Annotated in this window: 14 protein-coding genes and 1 other RNA gene; 2 read left to right on the top strand and 13 right to left on the bottom strand. The window is 32.9% G+C overall.

Features of this window, described 5'->3' with window-relative positions:
* Window positions 1-32: 32 nt before the first annotated feature.
* From M0M57_RS12115 to M0M57_RS12060, 12 genes are all read right to left on the bottom strand, one after another.
* On the bottom strand, window positions 33-1,790 hold the full coding sequence (locus tag M0M57_RS12115; protein ID WP_248433290.1) for a family 43 glycosylhydrolase: 1,758 nt from the start codon (window positions 1,788-1,790) through the stop codon (window positions 33-35).
* A gap of 64 nt (window positions 1,791-1,854) precedes the next feature.
* Window positions 1,855-4,152 carry a beta-glucosidase BglX gene (bglX, locus tag M0M57_RS12110; RefSeq protein WP_248433289.1) on the bottom strand — a complete coding sequence of 766 codons (2,298 nt, stop codon included), beginning with the start codon at window positions 4,150-4,152 and terminating at the stop codon, window positions 1,855-1,857.
* Window positions 4,153-4,156: 4 nt separating this feature from the next.
* Window positions 4,157-4,855, bottom strand: coding sequence for a carboxylesterase family protein (locus M0M57_RS12105; protein ID WP_248433288.1), 699 nt, complete (start codon window positions 4,853-4,855; stop codon window positions 4,157-4,159).
* 19 nt (window positions 4,856-4,874) lie between these two features.
* Window positions 4,875-6,260 (bottom strand): glucoamylase family protein, encoded by a 1,386-nt coding sequence (locus M0M57_RS12100; protein WP_248433287.1) that lies wholly within the window; start codon window positions 6,258-6,260, stop codon window positions 4,875-4,877.
* Between the two features lie 36 nt (window positions 6,261-6,296).
* On the bottom strand, window positions 6,297-7,190 hold the full coding sequence (locus tag M0M57_RS12095) for a LamG domain-containing protein (protein ID WP_248433286.1): 894 nt from the start codon (window positions 7,188-7,190) through the stop codon (window positions 6,297-6,299).
* Between the two features lie 61 nt (window positions 7,191-7,251).
* Complete coding sequence (locus tag M0M57_RS12090; RefSeq protein WP_248433285.1) at window positions 7,252-8,706, bottom strand: RagB/SusD family nutrient uptake outer membrane protein; 1,455 nt, start codon at window positions 8,704-8,706, stop codon at window positions 7,252-7,254.
* Between the two features lie 3 nt (window positions 8,707-8,709).
* Window positions 8,710-11,670 carry a SusC/RagA family TonB-linked outer membrane protein gene (locus tag M0M57_RS12085; RefSeq protein WP_248433284.1) on the bottom strand — a complete coding sequence of 987 codons (2,961 nt, stop codon included), beginning with the start codon at window positions 11,668-11,670 and terminating at the stop codon, window positions 8,710-8,712.
* 280 nt (window positions 11,671-11,950) lie between these two features.
* Entirely contained in the window at window positions 11,951-14,692 is a 2,742-nt protein-coding gene (locus tag M0M57_RS12080; RefSeq protein WP_248433283.1) for a helix-turn-helix and ligand-binding sensor domain-containing protein, read from the bottom strand.
* A gap of 67 nt (window positions 14,693-14,759) precedes the next feature.
* Complete coding sequence (locus M0M57_RS12075) at window positions 14,760-15,977, bottom strand: NAD(P)-dependent oxidoreductase (protein ID WP_248433282.1); 1,218 nt, start codon at window positions 15,975-15,977, stop codon at window positions 14,760-14,762.
* 130 nt (window positions 15,978-16,107) lie between these two features.
* On the bottom strand, window positions 16,108-17,583 hold the full coding sequence (locus tag M0M57_RS12070) for a sulfatase-like hydrolase/transferase (RefSeq protein ID WP_248433281.1): 1,476 nt from the start codon (window positions 17,581-17,583) through the stop codon (window positions 16,108-16,110).
* Between the two features lie 13 nt (window positions 17,584-17,596).
* A complete protein-coding gene (locus M0M57_RS12065; protein WP_248433280.1) occupies window positions 17,597-18,985 on the bottom strand; it encodes a class I SAM-dependent methyltransferase in 1,389 nt (462 codons plus the stop codon).
* Window positions 18,966-19,178, bottom strand: coding sequence for a hypothetical protein (locus M0M57_RS12060; protein WP_248433279.1), 213 nt, complete (start codon window positions 19,176-19,178; stop codon window positions 18,966-18,968). The genes M0M57_RS12065 and M0M57_RS12060 overlap by 20 nt, the downstream gene beginning before the upstream one ends.
* A 161-nt stretch (window positions 19,179-19,339) precedes the next feature.
* Between M0M57_RS12060 and ssrA the strand changes: the two genes are divergently transcribed.
* Window positions 19,340-19,738: a transfer-messenger RNA gene (gene ssrA / locus M0M57_RS12055) on the top strand.
* A 247-nt stretch (window positions 19,739-19,985) separates the two neighbouring features.
* Window positions 19,986-21,233, top strand: coding sequence for a site-specific integrase (locus tag M0M57_RS12050; RefSeq protein WP_248433278.1), 1,248 nt, complete (start codon window positions 19,986-19,988; stop codon window positions 21,231-21,233).
* A 641-nt stretch (window positions 21,234-21,874) separates the two neighbouring features.
* On the opposite strand, the gene M0M57_RS12045 is transcribed toward M0M57_RS12050, so the two are convergent.
* Window positions 21,875-22,063 carry a YgaP family membrane protein gene (locus tag M0M57_RS12045; RefSeq protein ID WP_248433277.1) on the bottom strand — a complete coding sequence of 63 codons (189 nt, stop codon included), beginning with the start codon at window positions 22,061-22,063 and terminating at the stop codon, window positions 21,875-21,877.
* Between the last annotated feature and the right edge of the window lie 57 nt (window positions 22,064-22,120).

Below are 22,120 nucleotides of genomic sequence, written 5' to 3'. Positions count from 1 at the left end.
AATACAACGTTTGCGTAAAATTGAACAATGTATTATTCAGATTTTTTGATTTCACTTCTCGGTCCGATTCCGTTATTATTGAATGCTTCAATTTGAAAATAATACACATCTGAACGATCTAAACCATTAAAATAATATTCATTTTTTCCATATACCATGATTGAACCGTATAATTTATCCGGCGATTTTCCAAAATAAATTACATAACCATCTGCCGCAGGTTCTTGTTGCCATTTGAACCAAACATTTCTTCGTTCACCTTTAATTTTTGGAGCTGAACGAAGCGGGACGAAATTTTGAACATCTTTAGGTTTTTCACTAGAACCTTTTCCGAAAGCACGAAATCCGCTTAACGCAAATTTTCCTGTTGGCATTCCGTGATTTTCGAGTTTTAAAAACCTTGTTTTTATTGGAGTTTGAAATTCAATGTATTCATGTGGAACATCTTTGGTGCTTTTGCTTTTATCAACAATCACTTTCCAATTTTTTCCATCGTTTGAAGCATATAAAATGTATTTGTGACCCGTTGTATTTTCAGGTTTTCCCATTAATTCTGCATCTTGATCGGCATAATTAATTTGAATGGCATTCACCGTACTCATTTCGCCTAAATCGGAAATAATAAATTCGCCTTTGTTTCCGGTTTTTGCACTCCAATAGGTTTTAATGTCTTCATTTACTGCAAAATTAGCTTGAAATCCGCCCAAGGTTGAAGAAACCTGAACTGGTTTGTTGTAATTCAGTAACATCCAACCTGAAAAGTGTTCAGTCAGATGATTCTTCTTTTGTGATGGTAAAAAGGTGGGGTAATCACCGTATGCAGTATTACTGTACATCACACCATCGTCATCAAATCCTGATGGCCAAATTCCGATACGGCGTTCGAAGTTATTTTTCACACAGATTCCAATCGTGGAAACGTGCCAATATTGATTGTTATTGTCTTGATAAGTTCCGCCATGCCCTGCTCCTCTTGCAAATCCGCCCGGTTTATAGGAAAATGGATTATGGGGTTGGTATTCAAATGGTCCCAACGGATTATTTCCAACATAAACTCCATCAGCATAACCACTGAATTCGGTTCCGGGAGCTCCGTATTGCAAGTAGTATTTATTGTTGTGTTTGGTCATAAATGCACCTTCGGTAAAAGGTTGTAAAAAGGTATTATCGTTGTTCTCGCCAAATCGTTCCCAACCGTGTTCATCATCATTTAATGCTAAAACGGGAACAGGTTCACCTTCCGGCTGAAATGTTTTTCGATTTAATTTCAAACCATACAACGGATATAAATTACTGGAACCGTAATACATATACACCTCATCTTTTTCCTGATCCCAAAAAATTTGCGGATCCCAAGCTCCGGCTTGATGTTTGTGAACCAATTCCTTCCAATCATCTACTTCCGGATTTTTACTCATCCATAACGGAAATTCTTTAGAATGTGTTGAACCAATCACTAACAACGTATCATTGACAAATGACAAAGAAGGAGCACATAATTCGTCGTACACTTTATGTTCGGGACGAAGAAATTTTCGCGACACAAATTCCCAATTCAACATATCGTTGCTGTGCCAATAACCCCATTGATTGGTGGAAAAGAGATAGTATTTGTCTTTGAAAAAAGTAATCACAGGATCGGCAGTGGCTCTGTGTTTTCCTTGTGTAACAAAATTTGGAATTGGACAATAGCCGTAATCAATATTGATTGGATTACAATAGGTTTTTTGTTGGGAAAACGCAGAAGTTATTCCCATCAAAAAAAATATTATGATATATAGGTTTTTCATATTCAAAAATTTAAAAAAAACCCTTTGAAAAGCTCAAAGGGTTTTCAAGTAAACAAAAACTCAATTATTTAACTAACTCAAATTGTACTTTTTCGGTAGTATCAGAATTTGTTCCGATGAAAACGTCAAATTGTCCCGGTTCGGCAACAAATTCTAAATCGGAATTATAAAATTTTAAATCTTCTTCGGTAATTTCAAAAGAAACAGTTTGCTTCTCTCCTTTTTTCAAAAGTATTTTTTGGAAACCTTTTAATTCTTTTACCGGTCTCGTTACAGAACCAACAAGGTCGCGAATGTAAAGTTGAACGACTTCTTTTCCGTCATAATTTCCGGTATTGGTCACTTCAACAGAAGCAATAATTTTTCCGTTGGGATTCAATTTAGAATTAGAAATTTTCAAATTTGAATAGGAAAATGATGTGTAACTCAATCCATATCCAAATGGATATAAAGGTTCATTGCGTTCATCGATGTAAGTTGTTTTAAATTTTTCAAATTTTCCTTCTTTGTTTCCTAGAGGTCTTCCTGTGTTTTTATGATTATAAAAAATCGGAATTTGTCCGACACTTCTAGGGAAAGTCGCCGTTAATTTTCCGGATGGATTTTCGTCACCAAACAATACATCGGTGATGGCATAACCTGCTTCTGTTCCTGGAAACCATACATTTAAAATGGTTGAAACTTTTTGATTTTCTTCCACCATAACCAAAGGTCTTCCTGTGAATAAAACCAAAACAACCGGTTTTCCTGTTTTTAAAAGAGCATCTAATAATTCTTTTTGAACATCGGGAATTCCTAATTCGGTGCGGCTACTTGATTCACCACTCATTTCAGACGATTCGCCAATGGCAGCAACAATTACATCGGCTTGAGCAGCAACTTGCAACGCTTCGTTTAGCAATTCTTCTTTAGTTCGGTTATCTCGGTTTAATGTTTTTCCGAACATGGTAGCTCTTTCTTCATAAGCGGCATCAGCGACCAAATTACTTCCTTTGGCATAAATTACTTTAGCTGATTTACCTAAAATTTCCTGCATTCCTTTGGTTAAACTAACAGCACTTTCGTGTTTGGTAGCTACACTCCAAGTTCCCGGCATATTTAGTGAATTATTTCCGAGTGGACCAATTACAGCGATTGTTCCTGATTTTTTTAAAGGTAAAATTCCCTTCTCATTTTTTAGTAATACGAAAGATTCTGCGGCTGTTTTTCTTGCTTCTGAACGATGAGCTTGTGTGAAAATATCTGTTTTATTTCGTTTTAAATCACAATAACGATACGGATCTTCAAACAAACCTAAATCGTATTTTGCATTTAGAATTAAACGAGTAGCATTATCAATTTGTTGAACAGTTACTTTTCCTTCATTAACCGATTTTTTAAGTGTGGATAAAAATCCTTCACCTACCATATCCATTTCAATTCCGGCATTTAATGCTAAAGCAGAAACGGTTTGTAAATCGCCCATTCCGTGATCGGTCATTTCCGGAATTCCGGTGTAATCTGTCACTACAAAACCATTGAATTTCCATTGTTTACGAAGTACATCGGTCATTAACCATTTACTTCCGGTGGCTGGAATTCCGTCAATTTCGTTGAACGAAGCCATCACCGAACCAACTCCGGCATCCACAGCAGCTTTGTATGGAGGAAAATATTCGTTATACATTCGTATATGACTCATATCTACCGTGTTATAATCACGGCCGGCTTCGGGAGCACCGTATAAAGCAAAATGTTTTACACATGCTAAAATTGTATTATTTAAAGATAAGTCCTTTCCTTGGTATCCATTTACCATCGCTTTGGCAATTTGACTACCTAAGTAAGCATCTTCACCGGAACCTTCGGAAACTCTTCCCCAACGAGGATCGCGGGAAATATCCACCATTGGTGAAAACGTCCAGTTGATTCCGTCTGCACTGGCTTCTTTGGCAGCAATTTGAGCACTGCGTTCAATTAAAGGCATGTTCCATGTGCTGGATAATCCGAGTGGAATTGGAAAGGTGGTTTCATAACCGTGAATAACATCCATTCCAAAAAGCAATGGGATTTTAAGTCGGCTTTTTTCTACAGCAATTTTTTGAACTTCTCTAATTTTTGATGCTGATTTTATGTTAAATAATCCGCCTACTTTTCCTTCTTCAATATTTTTTGCTACGTTAGAACTATTGGCTTGACCGGTTGTAATATCACCGGAAGTAGGTAAGTTTAACTGACCTATTTTTTCATCTAAAGTCATTTTAGAAAGTAAATCTTCGATAAACTCCGATTTAGAAACAGGAGCTTTGGTTTTATTTCCTTTTTGAGCAAATAATGACGTTGATATAAGAAGAGCTAAGACTATTGATTGTATTAATTTCATGTTTCTATTTTTTAATCTGTTGGAACATCCATTCATAAATTGCAGCGTTATTGTAAACTCTGGTCCAACTGTCGTGATTGGCGTCATCAAAAATTGTTAATTCTAAATCTTTTGAACAGCCTTTTAATTTTTTGTAAATGGTGATAGAGTAATTTACATCCACTACATCATCCACTAACCCATGAAAAATTCGGGTTGGAATGTTGGCAATTTTGCAATTTTCTATCATTGGCACACGATCAACAAAACCACAAATTGGGACTAAAGCAGCAAAAGTTTCGGGATGGGCAAAGGCTAAATTCCAAGCTCCCCAAGCTCCCATGCTTAATCCTGTGAGATAAATTCGATTGGTGTCGATATTATTATTTTCTTTTATAACTTTTTGAATGAGTTGGTGTAACGATTCTGATTCCCAATAAGCCTCTTGCGGACATTGAGGAGCTAACACATAGGCATCTAATTCATTACTTTTTAAATAATCAAAAGGGCCGTGTGATTTTACTTTTTCTAAATCGTTTCCTTTTTCACCTGAACCATGCAGGAAAATTAAAAGTGGTTTTTTAGTAGTTGTTGATTTGGGTTTGTGTAACAAATAGTTGTAATTATATTGTTTTGTAATGGCTGTGGAAAATGAGCCACTACCAGTTTGCGAAAAACCTTGTGTAAAAAACAATACGACTAAACTAATTGTTATGTATTTCATTTTAAGCATTATATTTAATTTAAAATCCGTGTTGGGAAGAAGTGAAACCTAAATTTTGCAATCCGGTTCGAACCTCCGGTGCTTGCATAAATAAATTCCACAATAATCCGGTACGGTGGTTTTCTATCATTGGTGCAATTGTTCCTTGATCGATAGCAAGATAACGTTGTGTTACCCAGTTATAATGTGGGGAAAAAGCATCGTATGGTCCGGCTAAACCTACATAAACATTTCTTTTTTCTTCATACAAATAACGTAAAAATTTCATAGATTCTACTGGTGTATAGGGAAATGAAGACAACGCAGCAGTTGGTGTTATTACTCCTTTATCATTATTAGGTTGATGAGCGGTATAACCCGTTGTGCCGTCAGCATTTCTCGTATAACTGGCTGTTAATCCCCAACATTTATCGGAATAACCATTAAAATTATTTGGATTTGCGATACTGTGTTGATAAATTATTTGGGTATGATTTTTATTCAAATCCCAATAGTTTGCGTATTGATCAGTTAAGCCTCTTGGGTCTAACCCTAAATGAGAGTAATGAGCCCAAAACATTGGGCCAACTGTTCCGGAAGCTCCGTCGTGATTCAAGATAACCGGAATTCCGTATTGGCTTCCGGCATGAACAATATTTCCGTTGCGAGCCCAAGTTTCGTGATAGGCTTCAGATTGTATTGGATGTGTTGGAGAAGCTGCAGCCATGACATACGTAATCAAACATTCATTGTAACCTTGTATTTTATGATTCATTTGCCAACCATTACTTGGTGACCAGTGCCAATAAAGTGCATTTTCGCCTTTGGTGTACCAATCCCATTCTACGCCTTTCCACAAATCATCTGCTTTTTGAGCTAAGGCTTGTTCTGCGGAATTTCCGTTTTTAAAATATTCTCTTAGCGTTATTAAACTTTGACATAAGAAGGCTGTTTCTACTAAATCGCCACCATTATCATTTGCTCCAAACGGAATAACATCTCCTGTGTTTCCGTTCATCCAATGTGGCCAAGCACCATGAAAGCGATCGGCATTTTCGAGAAAGTTTAGAGCTGTTTGCAAACGAGTAACTGCTTCTGTTCTGGAAACAAAACCTCGTTCGATACCCACAATGATTGTCATTAATCCGAAGGCAGAACCTCCGGTGGTAACGATATGTTGTTCAAAAGCCGGGTTATCAATATGATATCGTTCACGTGCTAATTTTGAATTTGGGTGAGCCAAATCCCAGAAGTACTTAAAAGCGTCTTTTTGAACTTGTGTCATTAACTCTTGATCTGTTAAAACAACAACAGGTTGAGTAGGTAAAGGAGTCCCGTTTGAATTTGAATTAGTCCCACTATCTGAACAAGCCAAAGTGGTTACTAAAAAAATTAAATAAAAATTGATATAGATTACTAACTTCATAACTAACGGGACTTCTTTTTTTAAATAAAACATAAATTATCTTCCATCTTTTTCTAACAGATACAATGAACGAATGTCTGTATCTGAAAGGGCTGTGTTATACATTCTAAACTCGTCTATCATTCCTGTGTAAGGCAACATCCAACCATCCGGAGCACCCCATGGAGCACCTAAATGTTGTTGAAAGCCTCCTAGAACAAAACCTTGTACATTTGAATTTGAAAGTTCTCCTAATGGAACTCCGTCTACATTTGGGTCGGAAGTATATCGATTAGATAAACCTTCTGGGAGGACCAATTTTGTTCCATCAACATAAATATTATACTTGGATGTTTCTGCATTATATGACCAAACTAGATGTTTCCAGTCTCCATACATTCCTTCTAGTCGGTTGTCGCCAGTATGCTCTATCCATTGTCCAGACCATGGAATTGATGGTGTAACATCTTTTTGAAGATGGATTTTGATCAACATTTTATCCTCTGTAGTTCCTTCGATTAAAACAAATATGTTACCCCAAAAATCAGTTGTTTTTGGTAACATGAACAAACACTGAGCACCACCTGTATGTTGTGTGGTTTTAATCCACATAGCTGAAGTTATGCTGCCTAATCCGGAAACTGAATTACTTACTGTTGAATAAGATGCAAAACCAGTTGAAGAACCTTTATATGCATTTCCTTTTACACCTGATTCAAACGTTACATTTGTAGCTGTTCCGCCAGTTAATCCGTTCTTAGAATCATCTACATTGCCTTCAAAACTCATTTTTGCAACTAGATTGTCAGGTGCAATATCATCTGAGTTTTCATAACCTCCGATGGGTTCATAAGGAATTGGTTCATTGCTGTCTAAATCTTCTTCGCAGCCAATCATCATAAAACCAAGAGCTAAAGTTGATAGGAATACTATTCTATATTTATTTTTCATAATTTATATTTTAAAATTAATAACTACTCAGGACACAATTATCCTGAGTAGTTTTATTTATTTAGTAATTTGGATTTTGGATTGACAAACCATTTGTTTCATTAATAAAACGTTGTGGTAAAGGGAAAACTTCATGTTTACCAACAACAAATTCTTTTCCATGAGCTGCAAAAGCTTGTTGTGCTTGACCTGTTCTCACTAAATCAAAATAACGGTCATGTTCAAACGCTAATTCTACTCTTCTTTCTTTCCAAATGGCAAGTTTAACATCGGCTGGCGATACAGCTGGTGTGTCTGCTAAATTAGCTCTGTTACGCACTTTATTTAATTCGATAATTGCCTCACCAGTACTTCCCAATTCATTAAAAGCTTCTGCTCTCATTAATAAAACTTCTGCATATCTTAAATACCTAATGTTAACATTGGTTTCCCAATCGCCTGAGTTAATAGAAGAGTATGCTTTGAAATTATACATTGGGTTTTCAACTGTTAATGGAACATCTCTTCCATCATATAAAACAGTTCCGGCAAAAATAATAGTAGCATCTCTTCGAGTATCTCCGGTTTCATAAGCATTTAATAAACTTTCCGAAGGCGTGTTGAATCCCCAACCCCAACCTCCGGCACCACGAGCACCTTGGGTTGCAGAGTAGCCTTGAATTCCTTTTGCGGGATTTCCTCCAAAACCTTGAATCTCAAAAATTGATTCTTGGTTGTTCTCACCGGTTGTTTTGAAAATTTCAGCATAATCCGGAGTTAAAGAATAACCTGACAATTGGTTGGTATATTCAATTACTTTGTCCCATTTACTTTGATAAAGAGAAACTTTTGCCAATAAAGTTAAAGCTGCTCCTCGAGAAGCTCTGGCAATTTCAGTTGCTGGATATGAACTTTTTTCCGGCAAAATTGCTATTGCATCGGTTAAATCTTGCTCAATAAAAGCATAAATTTCTTCTTTAGATTTTCTTGTTAATTGCATTATTCTGTCTTCTTCAGAAGAAGGGTTTGGAATTTTATCAATTAATGGAACACCTCCATAAATTCTAACTAAGTTAAAATACATTACTGCTCTCAAAAATTTAGCTTCACCCATTAATCGGTTTCGTAAACCTTCATTGGCTTGATCTAATTGTGGAATGTAAAAAAGAGCTTGATTACATCTGTTAATTCCTTCATATTGAGCTCTGAATACTTCTTCAACAGAAACGCTAGACGAATTATGGGTTAAATTATCCAATAAATCTTTATCAGTACCTGTATCACCGGGAGAAGAACCTTTATCGGCATCATCTGAGGCAATACTGGTAATTCCGTTCCAAGAAAATGAACTCATGTTCCATTCTAAAAACTTGGAATAAATGGAAGTCACAAAACTTTTTGCTCCTTCATCGTTGTTAAATAGACTCAAATCGGCTGTTGAAATAGATTCCGTTTGATCTATATCTAAATAATCATCGCTACACCCAATCAGGTAGATTGAAGTGAGGATAAAAATGGAATAAAATATCTTTTTCATAGTTTAAAATTTTAAATTAACACCAAATACAAACGACTTAACAGTAGGATATGCATCAATTTCTATACCTTGAGAACGGTACGGATCACCGTCATTATTTAACTCAGGAGAAAATCCTGAGAATTTTTGAAAAATGAAAGGGTTAATTGCATTTGCATAAATTCTAACAGAAGTAATATGTTCTGAAATTTTTGGTAATGTGTAACCTAATGTTATGTTGTTGATTCTAAAGAAATCACCTGATTCTAAATAATAGGTTGAAGCAACCGGAACTGAATTAAACGGAGCTGGGTTTGCTGCAGAAGTGTTGGTAGGTGTCCAGAAGTCTGTTGCAACATCATATTCTATATTTTCACCTGAAAAACGTTGGGCCTTTTTACCATTGTAAACTTTGCTTCCGCCGGTTCCATATCCATCAATTGAGAAATCAATATTTTTATAATTTGCACCTACCGAAATTCCGTAAGTAGATGTAGGAACAACAGATCCAACAAATTTTCTGTCATCAACAGTTAATTGATCTTCTGATACAATATCGCCATCAGCGTTAAAGAATTGCATTTGTCCTGTTTCATCAAAGCCTGCATGTTCCCATAGAAAGAAACTTCCTAAAGGTTGATCTATTGCATCAAACGATAATAATTTAGTATATTGACCGTTTCCTAGAACTCCACCTTGAAAAAACGAAACATTAGGATTTGTTATACTTTCTAGATTATTTTTATTACTGGATATATTTCCTCCAACCCAATAGGAAAAGTTTTCGCCAATTTTGTCATCCCAACGTAAAGAAAACTCAACCCCTTTATTGGTTACTTCACCAACATGTCCGGGAGAAGCTTGGGAAGTTCCAGCTGTTAAATAAGAATCTACATTCAATATCAAATTAGTTGTACTTTTATCATAAATATCAAAAGTTCCTTTTAATTTACTATTAATTAGGCTAAAGTCTACACCAACAGATAATTCTTCTATAACTTCCCATGATAAACTAGGATCTACTTGAGAGTTAATGGTGATTCCCGGATAAATAATATTTCCGCCTAAAGTAGAATTCAAGTTAGATGTAAAGGCTTGATTATTTAATGGAACTCTTTCATTACCTAATCTACCCCAGCCTCCTCTAAGTTTTAAAAAATTAAGAAAGGTGTTATCTTTTAAAAACGATTCATTTGAAACAACCCAACCTAAACCAAACGAAGGAAAATGACCCCAACGATAATCCGTTTGATATTGCGATGTACCGTCACGTCTTAGAGTGGCTGTAATCAAATATTTATCCATCAATTTATATTGTGCACGACCAAAATAGGATAATAACCTTCTTTCGTTTAACACAGTATTACTTATAGCATCACTCAAATTAGATGTTGAAAAATTAAATGCCCAATAATTTGAGTTTGCGGGAACATCTCGTCTTGTGGCTGATAAAGTTTCATTTGAACCATAAAAATTAATTTCCGTTCCCAATGTAAATTCAATATCATGAATATCTGAGAACACTTTATTATAAGTTAAAAAGTTTGCTAAATTCCAATCAAAATTTTCTCCTCTTGATTTTGTCAACAGGTTTATTGGAGCGTTAGCATCATAAAGTTCTTCAGTTCTTGTTGGATCTTGAGATAGCCAAATATTTCTTGTGTCATTAAAATTATAACTCTTCCAATTATTGTAACTAGCAGTAAATTGAGAAGTATATTTTAATCCATCCATAATTTTGTAATCCAACGTTAATCCGGCTTGCAAATTTATATAGCGTTGCTCTTCATTAAAATAATCTAGTTGAGCTACAGGATTTCCTACATTATTAAATGATGAACCTGTTTCTGAGGCAAAACCATCTTCTCCAACAAATGAAACCCCATATTTTCCGCTAGGAAAATAAACGGGAACAATTGGGGATTGTTTATACGCATTTGTGAAAGCCGATAATGGTTTTGGATTAGATTCTGTAATACCAATGTTTAATGTTTGTTTTAAAGAGAGTCTATCAGAAATTTTAATATCATTGTTATTACGTAATGTAATACGTTTATAATCTAAACCATTTAGAATTGCCTTTTCATCATATAAACCAGCACTAAAAAAGTATTTTATAGATTTAGAAGCTCCTGAAACAGAGATGTTATTTTGACTATATACACCAGTACGAGTAATTTCGTCAAACCAATTGGTATTAGTAGGTTGATCTTGTGAAAATGTGGTTGTACCAAGTGCAATATTTGAATAACGTGAGAATTTATTGCTTCCCGCCATTTTAATCCTTTCTAAAGGGCTTCTAAAACCAACAAATCCATCATATTCAACAGTCATTTTTTCAGATGTTCCAGCTTTGGTAGTGATAATGATTACACCATTTGCTCCACGATTACCATAAATTGCTAAAGCAGAAGCATCCTTTAAAACATCATACGTTAAAATGTCTGATGAATTTATATTATTAACATCTCCCAAAGGAACTCCATCCACAATATAAAGAGGATTTCTTCCACCTAACGCTGTATTAAGACCTCTAATCACAACTGAGGGTGAACTACCCGGAACATCACTACTTGAGACTTGAACTCCGGCTGCTTTACCCTGAATTGCTTGAGTTGCATTTAATACCTTTCGATTGTTTACTTCCTCACTGGTTAATGAAACTATTGAAGCGGTATTGTCAACCTTTTTACGAGTACCATAACCAATCAAAACAACGTCATCCAAAGTGGTTTCATCATCTTCTAACATTACATTTAGTATTGATCCTGTTACTTTTTGGATAGAAGTTTTCATTCCAATCATTCGGAATTCCAAATCTTGTCCGTTTTGTGCATTAATTGTGAAATTACCATCAAAATCGGTTACTGTATTGACATCGGTTTGCAATGCCCTGATTGTGACTCCGGGCAGAGGCATTCCGCCTTTGTCTACAACTGTACCTTTGACTTCCTGAGCTAATATGTATAATGGGAGTACCATCATACACAAAGTTAAATAAAAGTTTTTCATCATTTGTTTAAGTTAGTATTACTGAGTACTAATATACAAACTAAAACGTTATAGTATATCATTAAAACCACACTACACGAGTACATCAATTCCTTAAAATAAAAAATTAAATAATTGATTTTCAATAGTATAAAATGTTAATTTTTTAAAATAAGTACATCAATAAAAACACAAATGATGTAGTAGTGATGAGTTATGTATTTAATAAAAAATATATGAAAAAAATATAATTTATGCATTTAAAGAATGCTATTTATAAATTAATCATAAACCTAGAAAGGCTTTCTTCTGAATTTAATTGAATCTTTTTACGAAGTCGATAACGGTGTAACTCTACACCTCGATAGGAAATATTCATTAATGGTGCAATTTCTTTTGAAGATAAATTCATTCGTAAGTAAATTGAAAGCTTGATATCCTTTGAAGTTAATTCAGGATAGGTGTTGGTTAATTTTTGTACAAATTCTTCATGACTTTGAATAAGATTTTTTTCAAAATTTTCCCATTCGCGTTGATTAATTGCATTGGATTTAATGGCTTTCTTAATCTTTGTTTTAACCGTGTTGATATTCTTCTCTTCTTCTAAAATGCGTTGAATGCTTTCAATCATCTCTGATTGTTTGGCAATAGATAGTGATTTCCCGGCTACTTCCGAAGCTTTTGATTGAACTTGCATTTCCAAAATATGCTTTTCATAATCTTGCAATTTGAGTTTGTTTTCAGCTTCCATTTCCAATTCCATAATCTGGCGATGATGTTTCAGTTCTTCTTCTTTAAGTTTGATTTTTTCTTGATATCGCACTTTATTCCATCGATAATATAAAAACAAAATTCCGCCAACAATCGCAAAATAAAGAATTATCATCCAAATTGAAAGATACCACGGCTTTAAAACAGTAAATGAAAATTCACCTGTTTTCACGAATTCAAATCCGTTTGTAAAATAGACTTCAATACTATTATTTCCGCTGGATAAATTATTCAAAATCAACTTACCATCTGTTAGTGGTACTATTGACTGATTATTTAATTTATAAAATAGTGTCGATTTTTTATTTCCAAAATATTCAGAAACAAAATGCAAAGTCAAACTTTGGTTATTAGGAATATTTGCTTCATCATCTAAAATTTTTCCATTAAAATAAGCTTCAATCTCTACTTTTTGATTTATAAAATTATTTTTATTTGATTCAAATTGCAAAAATCCATCATCTAGATTAACTAAATAATGCTCATTAAATTTAAAGATTCTAGTTTCTTGGTTGATTATTTTTCCTTCGTAATATTTTTTTGGAATCAATTTCCAGGAAAAATGATCGTTGGATTGATTAATTATATAAAACAAACCTCCTTTCAAAATGGCAAAACTTGAATCATCAATTGGAATTACTTCACTGATATTTTTAAAATTTTGATTGAATAATTCATATTTTTTTAGAACATCTGTCACACCATCCAAATAATACCATTCAGAGTTAATATAATATAAAACATCATTTTTATACTTGAATATTTTTACCCCAAAATCACTTTTAATATTATTTTTTTCAGTCAAATTAAGATAGGAAACTAGCTCTAGCTTTTCATTGTATTTTATTTTAAAAAGTCCTCGATAACTATCCGAAGCTATAATCTCATACTGTCCGGTTTGCACAAAATCTTTAATTGGTCTGTAAACTGTGTTTAGTCGTTTATATTGAGAGAAATCATTTTTATTCTCAAAAAACGCTAAGCCAAGATAGTTAGATTGAATGTATCGGTCGTGATACAGGTCTTTTTTCAACTGCCAACCACCATTTAAAGGATTGATTTTTCTGTATGATTTAAAATCATATAAAAAAGTACCGTCATTGTGCCCTATTACAAAATTATCATCAATTTTCTTTACATTCCAAACTTGTCCTTGTGAATTAGGAACAATTTTTAGTGATTTATTTTCGTACGTAAAAACACCATGATTAGAAGCTAATAAATACCCGTTTTTTGAAGCTGCTATAGAATAAACAGTTCCCAATTCGCCGGTATTATCTGAAAAAATTCGGAATGGAGAATTGATTTCTATGTGCGAAATTCCGTTATCCAAACCCAACCAAATGTCATTTTCTTTATCAACAGAAATACTCAGAACAGAATTGTTGGAAAGTCGGTTATTGCGATTAATATTGATAAATTCTCCTGAATCCATCTGAACAATATAAACTCCTTTTGAAGCTGTTCCTAGAACCAATTTATTCTTTTGATAGAATTTTGCTGTTATAATTACTTCCGATTTTAAAGCTTCATTAATGGGATGATTCCAAGGTTGCAATTTTTCGTTTTTTTCAACAAAAACACCATTTTTTAAAGTAAAAATATAAATTTCATTGTTGTTCTTTGCAATAGCGTGAATGACATTATTCAGAACAGCATCCCACTTTTTTATGTAGATGAAATTCTTTCCATCAAATTCAAAAACGCCTCTGTTAACCGAAGCAACATAAATTTTCGAATCGATTACGAAACAATACGAAATCAAAAAAGGAACTTCAACTCGTTTGATCGAATTATTATTATAAATAAAAATTTCGTTAAAGGATTGAAAATAAATGGTGCCGTTTAATTCAAAAATTTTCCAAATTTCTTCATTTTTAGAAGCATCTTTAAAAAAATCTTTGTCTTTGGTAAGTGAATAATAACGCATGATTCCATTTTCTCTTTTCCAATAACCAAATTCGTTATAGGAACCACAATATATCTTTTCATTATGAGCAAAAACCGAACGAATTACGGTTTTGTTTGGCAACGAATAACGTTCCCATTTCACACCATTATATCGAAGAAAATAATGATTGTTGGCAAAATACATGGCGTTATCTTTTCCTTGCGTAACGCTCCAGACTTGATTATCGCCATTGTAATTGGATTTTGTGAAATTTTCGACAAAAGGAAGCAGTTCCTGAGAAAATACATTCAAAGAAAATAAAAGAAAAAACAAAAATTGAAATTTCAATTTCATGCAGTAGTTATTATTTCTCAAATGTAAAAAACTATTCGGACTTAAACACTACTGTTCAAAATGCAATCTATTTTGAAGTAACTAAACCCTCATTTACATAATCCTGTAAATACGAAAACCGAGGTGTTAATTTTCCGTTTTCGGTAATTTTTGCACGTTGAAGAATTCCATCTTTGTCATTGTTAAAAAAAGCTGGGATAACATGTTCCATAAACATTTCGCCAAAACCTTCGCTCGCATCTTTGGGTAATTCGCAAGGCAAATTATCTACGCTCATGACCATTATTGAACCGGGATGCGTGTAAGACACCTCTTTATGTTCATAAGGCAAATAGCCAAAAAACGGATCTGCTATCGTTGAAGCTTTAATAGTACAAGCAATGGGTCCGTTTACATCACAAGAAATATCAGCTACTACTTTAATTTTACAATCTTTAGCTTTAAGCATTTCTTGTGTTAGGATGTAAGGAGCATCATTTCCATAAAAATGACCGGTTATAAAAACATCGGAAACTTTGGTAAAACGTTCAAAATCGGAAACATATTCTTTTGGATTTGCATAAAAATCTTGGTTGTCCAAAACTTTTCCGTCTTTTCGTTTGTTGTAATCCAGCACATCAAGTTGGACATATACCGGTTCTGAATAATTTTTGGTTAGAAAATTTTCAACGGAAACTTCTTTAATTTTCATTCCGTCTAAAATCTCTTTTGATCCCATTCCAACCTTTCCTTTACCTGTAAGGACAATCTTAATTGGTGGTAAAACTTGTCTTTTTAATTTTGCAATTAGTTCTTCTTTACCTTTTAATGTCTCGGCTTTTGGTATATTGAAAAGTTCAAATTTAATTCCAAATCCGCGAAAAGCATTATAAGTTCCTACAATTCCGGCATAACGACCAAAACCAATTAATCGACGGTTTTGAGCATCCACAATTGTTTCATGATCATATAATTCGATATTTTTGTCTAAAACAGCTTGAAGTAATTTTCGATTATGAACTTGCTTTTTTATAGTGTGAGAGAAGAAAAAGTATTTTTTATTTGGAATTAAAGCATCCACAGGAACTTCTTTGACACCAAGTAAAACATCACAATCTGAAAGATCTTCCGTAATTTTAATTCCTTCTGCAACATAATCTGCATCAGGAAAAACCCTAATATCTGATGCTTCTACTTTTATTTTCGCCTCAGGAAATTGTTGTTGTAACCGAACCAACTCTTCAGGTGTAAAAACAACTCTTCTGTCTGGTGGATTTTTGCGTTCTTTGATGATTCCGAATGTCATTTGTGATATTTTTATAGCAATTTTTAAAAATTGTTTCAAATATAACAATTATGGATTCCTGAAACAAATATTATTCTTTAAAATGTTAGTATTTAGTTTAGATTTCAGTTGGAAGTATTTCAGCTTCAATTTATTCTGAATTATTTTTCTCTAAAACAATTTCATTTTCCGAATTTATCACTTTATAAAGTCCTTTATTTTTTTCATCCCAAAGAGTGAGATAACTTGCATCATCTTGCAAGTTTTTTAAATAAATTTCATCTTCGGCTAAGTAAGAAAAAATTGTTCTAAAAAAATTCACACTGGATTTAAATTCATGTTTAAATGTTGGAGGTTCATTATTGGGCCATTTAATTGCTAGAGCTGCTGTAAAAACTGAATTAATTAAATTTTCATCAGAAGTAGTATTTGTTGTCTGCAGAGTATAATCCCAACCTACAAAACCACCATGATCAGCAAGTATAATTATCATTGCATTTGGATCATTTTCAGAAATAAGTTGAAATACATTTTTCATCCATTCGTTAACATCTTCAATGGATTTTAAGTAAAGTAAACGTTCTTTTTCCTTAGTAGTTGTAGCGTCTTTAAAGGTTGTTATATGTCCCGGTAAAAGTTTTTCAATGAAGTAAAAGTTCTTTCCATTTTCCTCTTTGTTTTTTTGTAAAACGAGAGGTAAATCCACTAAAATCGATCGTTCTGCTTCTAATCCCTTGCTTAAAAAAGAAATGTTGTTTACATCAAAATTGGTATAGTCAAATTTGATATTTGGGCGATTAATTAAAAGATAAGGGAGCTCTGCCAAAAAGTGTGTTTTATAACCATTGTTTTTAAAAATAGATACAACTGTATTTTTATCCATAATAATTTTTCGCTCATCGAACAAATTATTATAGTGGTGTTTCATACTAAACAAAGAACTATTTGAGGATAAGGTGCTAAAATAATTACTTCTAAAACTATGATACAATTTAAAATTGTTAGTTTCTAACCAACTTTCAAATGTAGAGTTATCATACTTATAATAACCTTTTCTAAGCTCTGAAAAATTGGCATATCCATCGGGTTGAATAACATAAATATTTGGCGTTTTTTTAAAAATAACTTCTTCAATGTTATCCGGTTGTTCTATCCACTCATCAGAATATTTAAAAAATGATTTGGAAATTCTATAGAACCCTAAACCTGTTGTGAGGACTAAAATAAATTGAATTATTAACAACTTTTTAAATAATTGTTGAATATTTCTACAAGCTATTGCAACGAGAACGGCCAAAACAAAAACAATGATTATTTTGTTAAATCCCACTGTTGCGTGAAGTGCTAACATAACGAGGTAGAAAAAGACAAATCCACTTAAAAATGGTAAAACTGTAGTTTTAAATAATCGTAAATATTTTGACTTCAAAAGAAAGTAAACGCCGTAAAAAACGACCATTGGTAATAGTATAAATCGAGATATAAAGAAGAAAAAATGATCCCAAGAATTTACAAAATCAAAATTATTAGTAAAGTAAAAAGCCCACGGATACATTCCTGAAGCTAATGCTGCTATCAATGGAAGAACGGAATCTTTCTTTAAAACATTTACAATTTTATCTTTCATTGTTTTAAAAAAATTATTTTCTTTTTAACAAATATAGAATCCGATCTGATTCCTGAATTACTATTTTATTTGAAATTATAAAAAAGTGAGCATACTCTTTTTCAAAATTTTCTTCATTATAGAAGTCAAAATGTTTAATAAATTCTCTTTTTCTGACTAAAAGTGATTGAACCCAAGAATCCTCACGAGTAGGAAATTCGAGTATTAAATTTTCTGAAAAACCGGCAAAAAATTCGGCTGACTTGTAAAAGGGAACATTTCCGGACAATGTAATATGGTGAATAAGTGCCAAAGCCATTGTGAGATCGGGTTTGTATTCTTTTAATCTAATTAGTAGAGATTCTCTTTCGGTATTATTAAACCCAATGGATGGCGAAGGGTTTAAAACATCGCAAACAAAAGGAAGGATTTTGGTTTCTTTATTTTTTAGTATGTTTTTATAATTAAAATCAACAGCGTTTTGGTCTATGTCTGTTACTAAAATTTCGTCGGCTTGAGCTAATAATTCTCTACCAAAAGTTCCGTCGTTTCCACCAACATCAATTACTTTCTTCACATTAATTTCTAAAGCCCATTGCTTAATTAATAAAGCCTTTTGATTAAATGAAGTTGTATTATAATTAGTTTTATTATAATAATCGCCCCATTCGGTTTGTTGATTTATTTCTAGCTTTTTTATAAAATCATACAAACTTTCAATAATATTATTTTGAGCTTTTTTTGAAAGTGGTTTTATACTATTTTCTGCTTTATAATCGTCACTATATTTATTTTCCATCTTTGCCAATAGATGAATATTTGTATAAGTAAAAGCATTCAGTTTTGTTTTCCACGGAAGTAAAGATGCTGTTGTTCTAATTGGAATTCCATCACTGTGCAAAGTAAGCATTTTGAGCATATCTGCACCATGGTATTTTGCTAAAAGCAATGGACTCAAAAAGTGCGAAACAAACTGTTTATAGGCTCTCCAAGGAGTTTTCTCTTCATAAAAATCAAATGAAAGTGTATCGATAAAAATCGCTCTTCCTTTGTGAAAAGTAACATTAAAAGCGGAAGCATCTTTTAGAATAAACTCATTTGCTAAAGCTAATCGATGAATTTTTAACGTCAGAAGAGCAGCATGTTTATATTGTTCAAAACTCCATTCATACGGATTTGTGATAAATGAAATTTGTTCAGGTTTAATTATAATTTCATCCTCATCACGAGATAGTTCTTCGTGTGGTATGAGTAATTTGGAATCGATTAATTTTTTGTAAAAACCGGAAGAAGTTAAAGCATCATATTGAGAAAAATAAATTGGATTTATGCTTCTCTTCACAACTCCGTCTTCTTGAAAAACTACTCCGGAAGGATCTCTAAATGAAGACGCATGCGTTTTTTTATTTGATGTTTGACTCATTTTCTTTTGTATTTTCTTTTTCTTCTACTTCATCAATCGAATCATAAAAATCATCCTCCTTTTTGTGAATGCCTAAAAAAGATTTAATCTTATACATAATCGTTTTAGAAAAAAGAGCAACACCTGCCACAACAGCTATCGTTGCTTGTGCAATCATAGTTCCCAACCCTGGGTCGAAATATAGAAAATACATAATAGTTTTATTACTGTAAATTTGCATTTACTTATTATAATTCAAATGTAAGATTAATGAATAGGACTAACAAGTTTTATTTATGACAATTTTTCATGTATATTTGTGGTCTGGTTTTTGATTATGGTTACCGGTAACCGGTTACGGATAACAGAAAAAATGGGGTCGACCGGTTTTGACAGCGGGTGGAACTAAACGGTAAGCACGTCGAGCATTGGACATTTGGCTCGTAAATATCAAGGTTCACAACTTATAAACGGCGAAAATAATTACGCTTTAGCTGCTTAATCTGAATTATAGTAAGATTTGCCTCGTTCCTACTAGGTAGGAAAGCTGGATTCTCCTCAAAAGCCTTGGTTTGTGGCGTTTGATTCAGGAGAACTGTAAAAATAAACCTAGGAAGAGTAAAGCTTTAAATCCCTTCTGACAACTATAAAGCTAAGCAAGAAGTGGCTGCCTTTGGCCTTGCTTTTTGTCGAAAACCAAATCAGAGGATAAACGCGTAGAAAGCTCTTTGGTTGCTTGTTTGGACGAGAGTTCGATTCTCTCCGACTCCACATTTTTATTATCAAATTAAGCTAAAACCCTGTAAATCGTATGATTTACAGGTTTTTTTGTTTTTACTACTATTCAAATTATTCATTAAATCGTAATCTGTACAAATCTAATTCGGTTACCCTTAAACTTCTAAAAAATAGGGTAACCGAATTTTACGGCAGACCAATGATAGCAAGCAGTTCAAAAGATGAACATCTTGCTTCAAACGAGTAAAAAATGTAATTTGAAAACGTTAAAAGTCACCACAAAATGAAACATAAAATTTCAATACTATTCCATTTAAATAGTTCGAAAGCTTCCAAAAAAGGATTATATCCCATTTATCTGCGAATAACCATAAATGGTGCAAGAATAGAATTAAGCACATCAAAATTTGTAGAAAAATCAAAATGGAATGCTTCTGCAGGTAAAATTAAAGGAACTAATGAAGAAGCAAGACTAATAAATAGTCATCTTGATATTCTCAGAAGCAAAGTGTATGAAACTGAAAATTGGATGATTAATAACAATCAGGATATTAATGCACAAACTTTCAAAAATAAATTTCTTGGTGTTGAGGAAAAACAACGGCAGCTCATTTTAATCTTTGAAGATCATAACAAGCTTATGAAAGAATTAATTGGTTCAACCTTCGCCAATAATACTTTCAAAAAGTATGAAACAACACTAAGTCATACTAAAGAGTTCCTAAAATTTCAATACAATCTGAACGACATTTCAATTAAACGGGTTGACATTGCATTTATAAATGACTTTGATTTCTTCCTACGAAATACAAAGAAATGCAACAACAATTCTACTATAAAATACATCCGGAACTTTGGAAAAATAATTAAACAATGTTATGTAAACGGTTGGTTAGAAAGAGACCCATTGCTCAATTACAAAGGAAAAGTAAAAGAAATTGAAAGAGTCTATTTAACCCAGGAAGAGATTGAGTCACTTTTGAATAAAGAGTTTAAAATCAAACGACTTGAATTGGTTAGAGATATGTTCCTATTTAGCTGTTTTACCGGATTAGCTTACATTGATGTTTATAATCTAACGAACTCAAATATAATCATCGGTATAGACGGCGAAAAATGGATTTCAACAAAAAGACAAAAAACAGAAAGTCCTTCTAGGATTCCAATTCTACCGGTTAGCCAAATGATTATTGATAAATACGAAAACCATCCACAATGTAAAAATGAAGGGAAGCTCCTCCCTATTCTATCCAATCAAAAAATGAATGCCTATCTGAAAGAGCTAGCTGATATTTGTGAAATCGATAAAGAACTAACATTCCATATTGCTAGACATACTTTTGCCACAACTGTAACTTTAACAAATGGAGTCCCTATTGAATCCGTGAGTAAAATGCTTGGTCATAAAAACATTCGTACTACTCAACATTACGCAAAAGTTTTAGATAAAAAAGTGAGTGAGGATATGACTATCCTAAAAAGTAAATTTACTTATACTTTAAATACCGTTTTAAAAACTAAATCTAACTAGTTATAATCAATAAAAATACCACTCTCCGTAATACTGTGAGGCTCTTCGACTTTCTGCCAACCTTAAACAATTTAACATTCCTTTTGGACAAAAAATGCAACCTTTCAGTACGTACTTTTGCAATAAACTATTATCACCATTCTTGGTATTTGTAAGCTAAGTGTAAGCAAAATATTTTGACAAAAAATACTCTCACTTTCTAACATTTTTAATACCGTAGTAAATAAACTAGTGAGTAATAGATAGGATGAATTTGCAAATAAATTCATTCTAAAAATCAAAAATTTTAAATAAAAAATAATCTAATAGCAATATTCATCTACATAAATTAAAATTTATTTTCAAATCAAATGTATGATTCGAGGTAAATATTCCTAGTTTTCAATCTTACAACTATAATATTTCAATCTGATGAATAGTACACTATAATCAAGTATGTCTGCGTACGGTTACAAATCCAATGTTGATTAAATTGGGTCATTTATTAGATGGAAAGCATTCCACCCGTATTCAAATTCCGTAAGGTTTACTGGAAGGAAGCAGTTTTAGTGCTTGGAATGTTTCGTGCATATTGTTAGGAGAACCAGTAGAGTAAAAAATCCCTACCGATTTCCTGTTAATCAACCAATCAACTAAAACAATTAATCTTTTATTTTAAAAACTTTCGTTAATATATCATCCATCAAACACCATTTGGTTAATGATGATTGTAATAAATTGGCTCCTACAAAAGCAGTGAACCACAACCAATTTTGGTTGACATAGATTGCTAGAACTATACTAATTAATATAAATGTTCCTGCGATGCCGCGTACGATTCTGTTTTTCATATTTTTAAGGTTCTAAAGTTATGAGGCACTAAGGTTCTGAGGTTGGGGACTATTTTT

Origin of the sequence: Flavobacterium azooxidireducens (assembly GCF_023195775.1) — a bacterium.
GTDB classification, from domain to species: domain Bacteria; phylum Bacteroidota; class Bacteroidia; order Flavobacteriales; family Flavobacteriaceae; genus Flavobacterium; species Flavobacterium azooxidireducens.
This window is presented reverse-complemented; position numbering and strand designations above follow the sequence as displayed.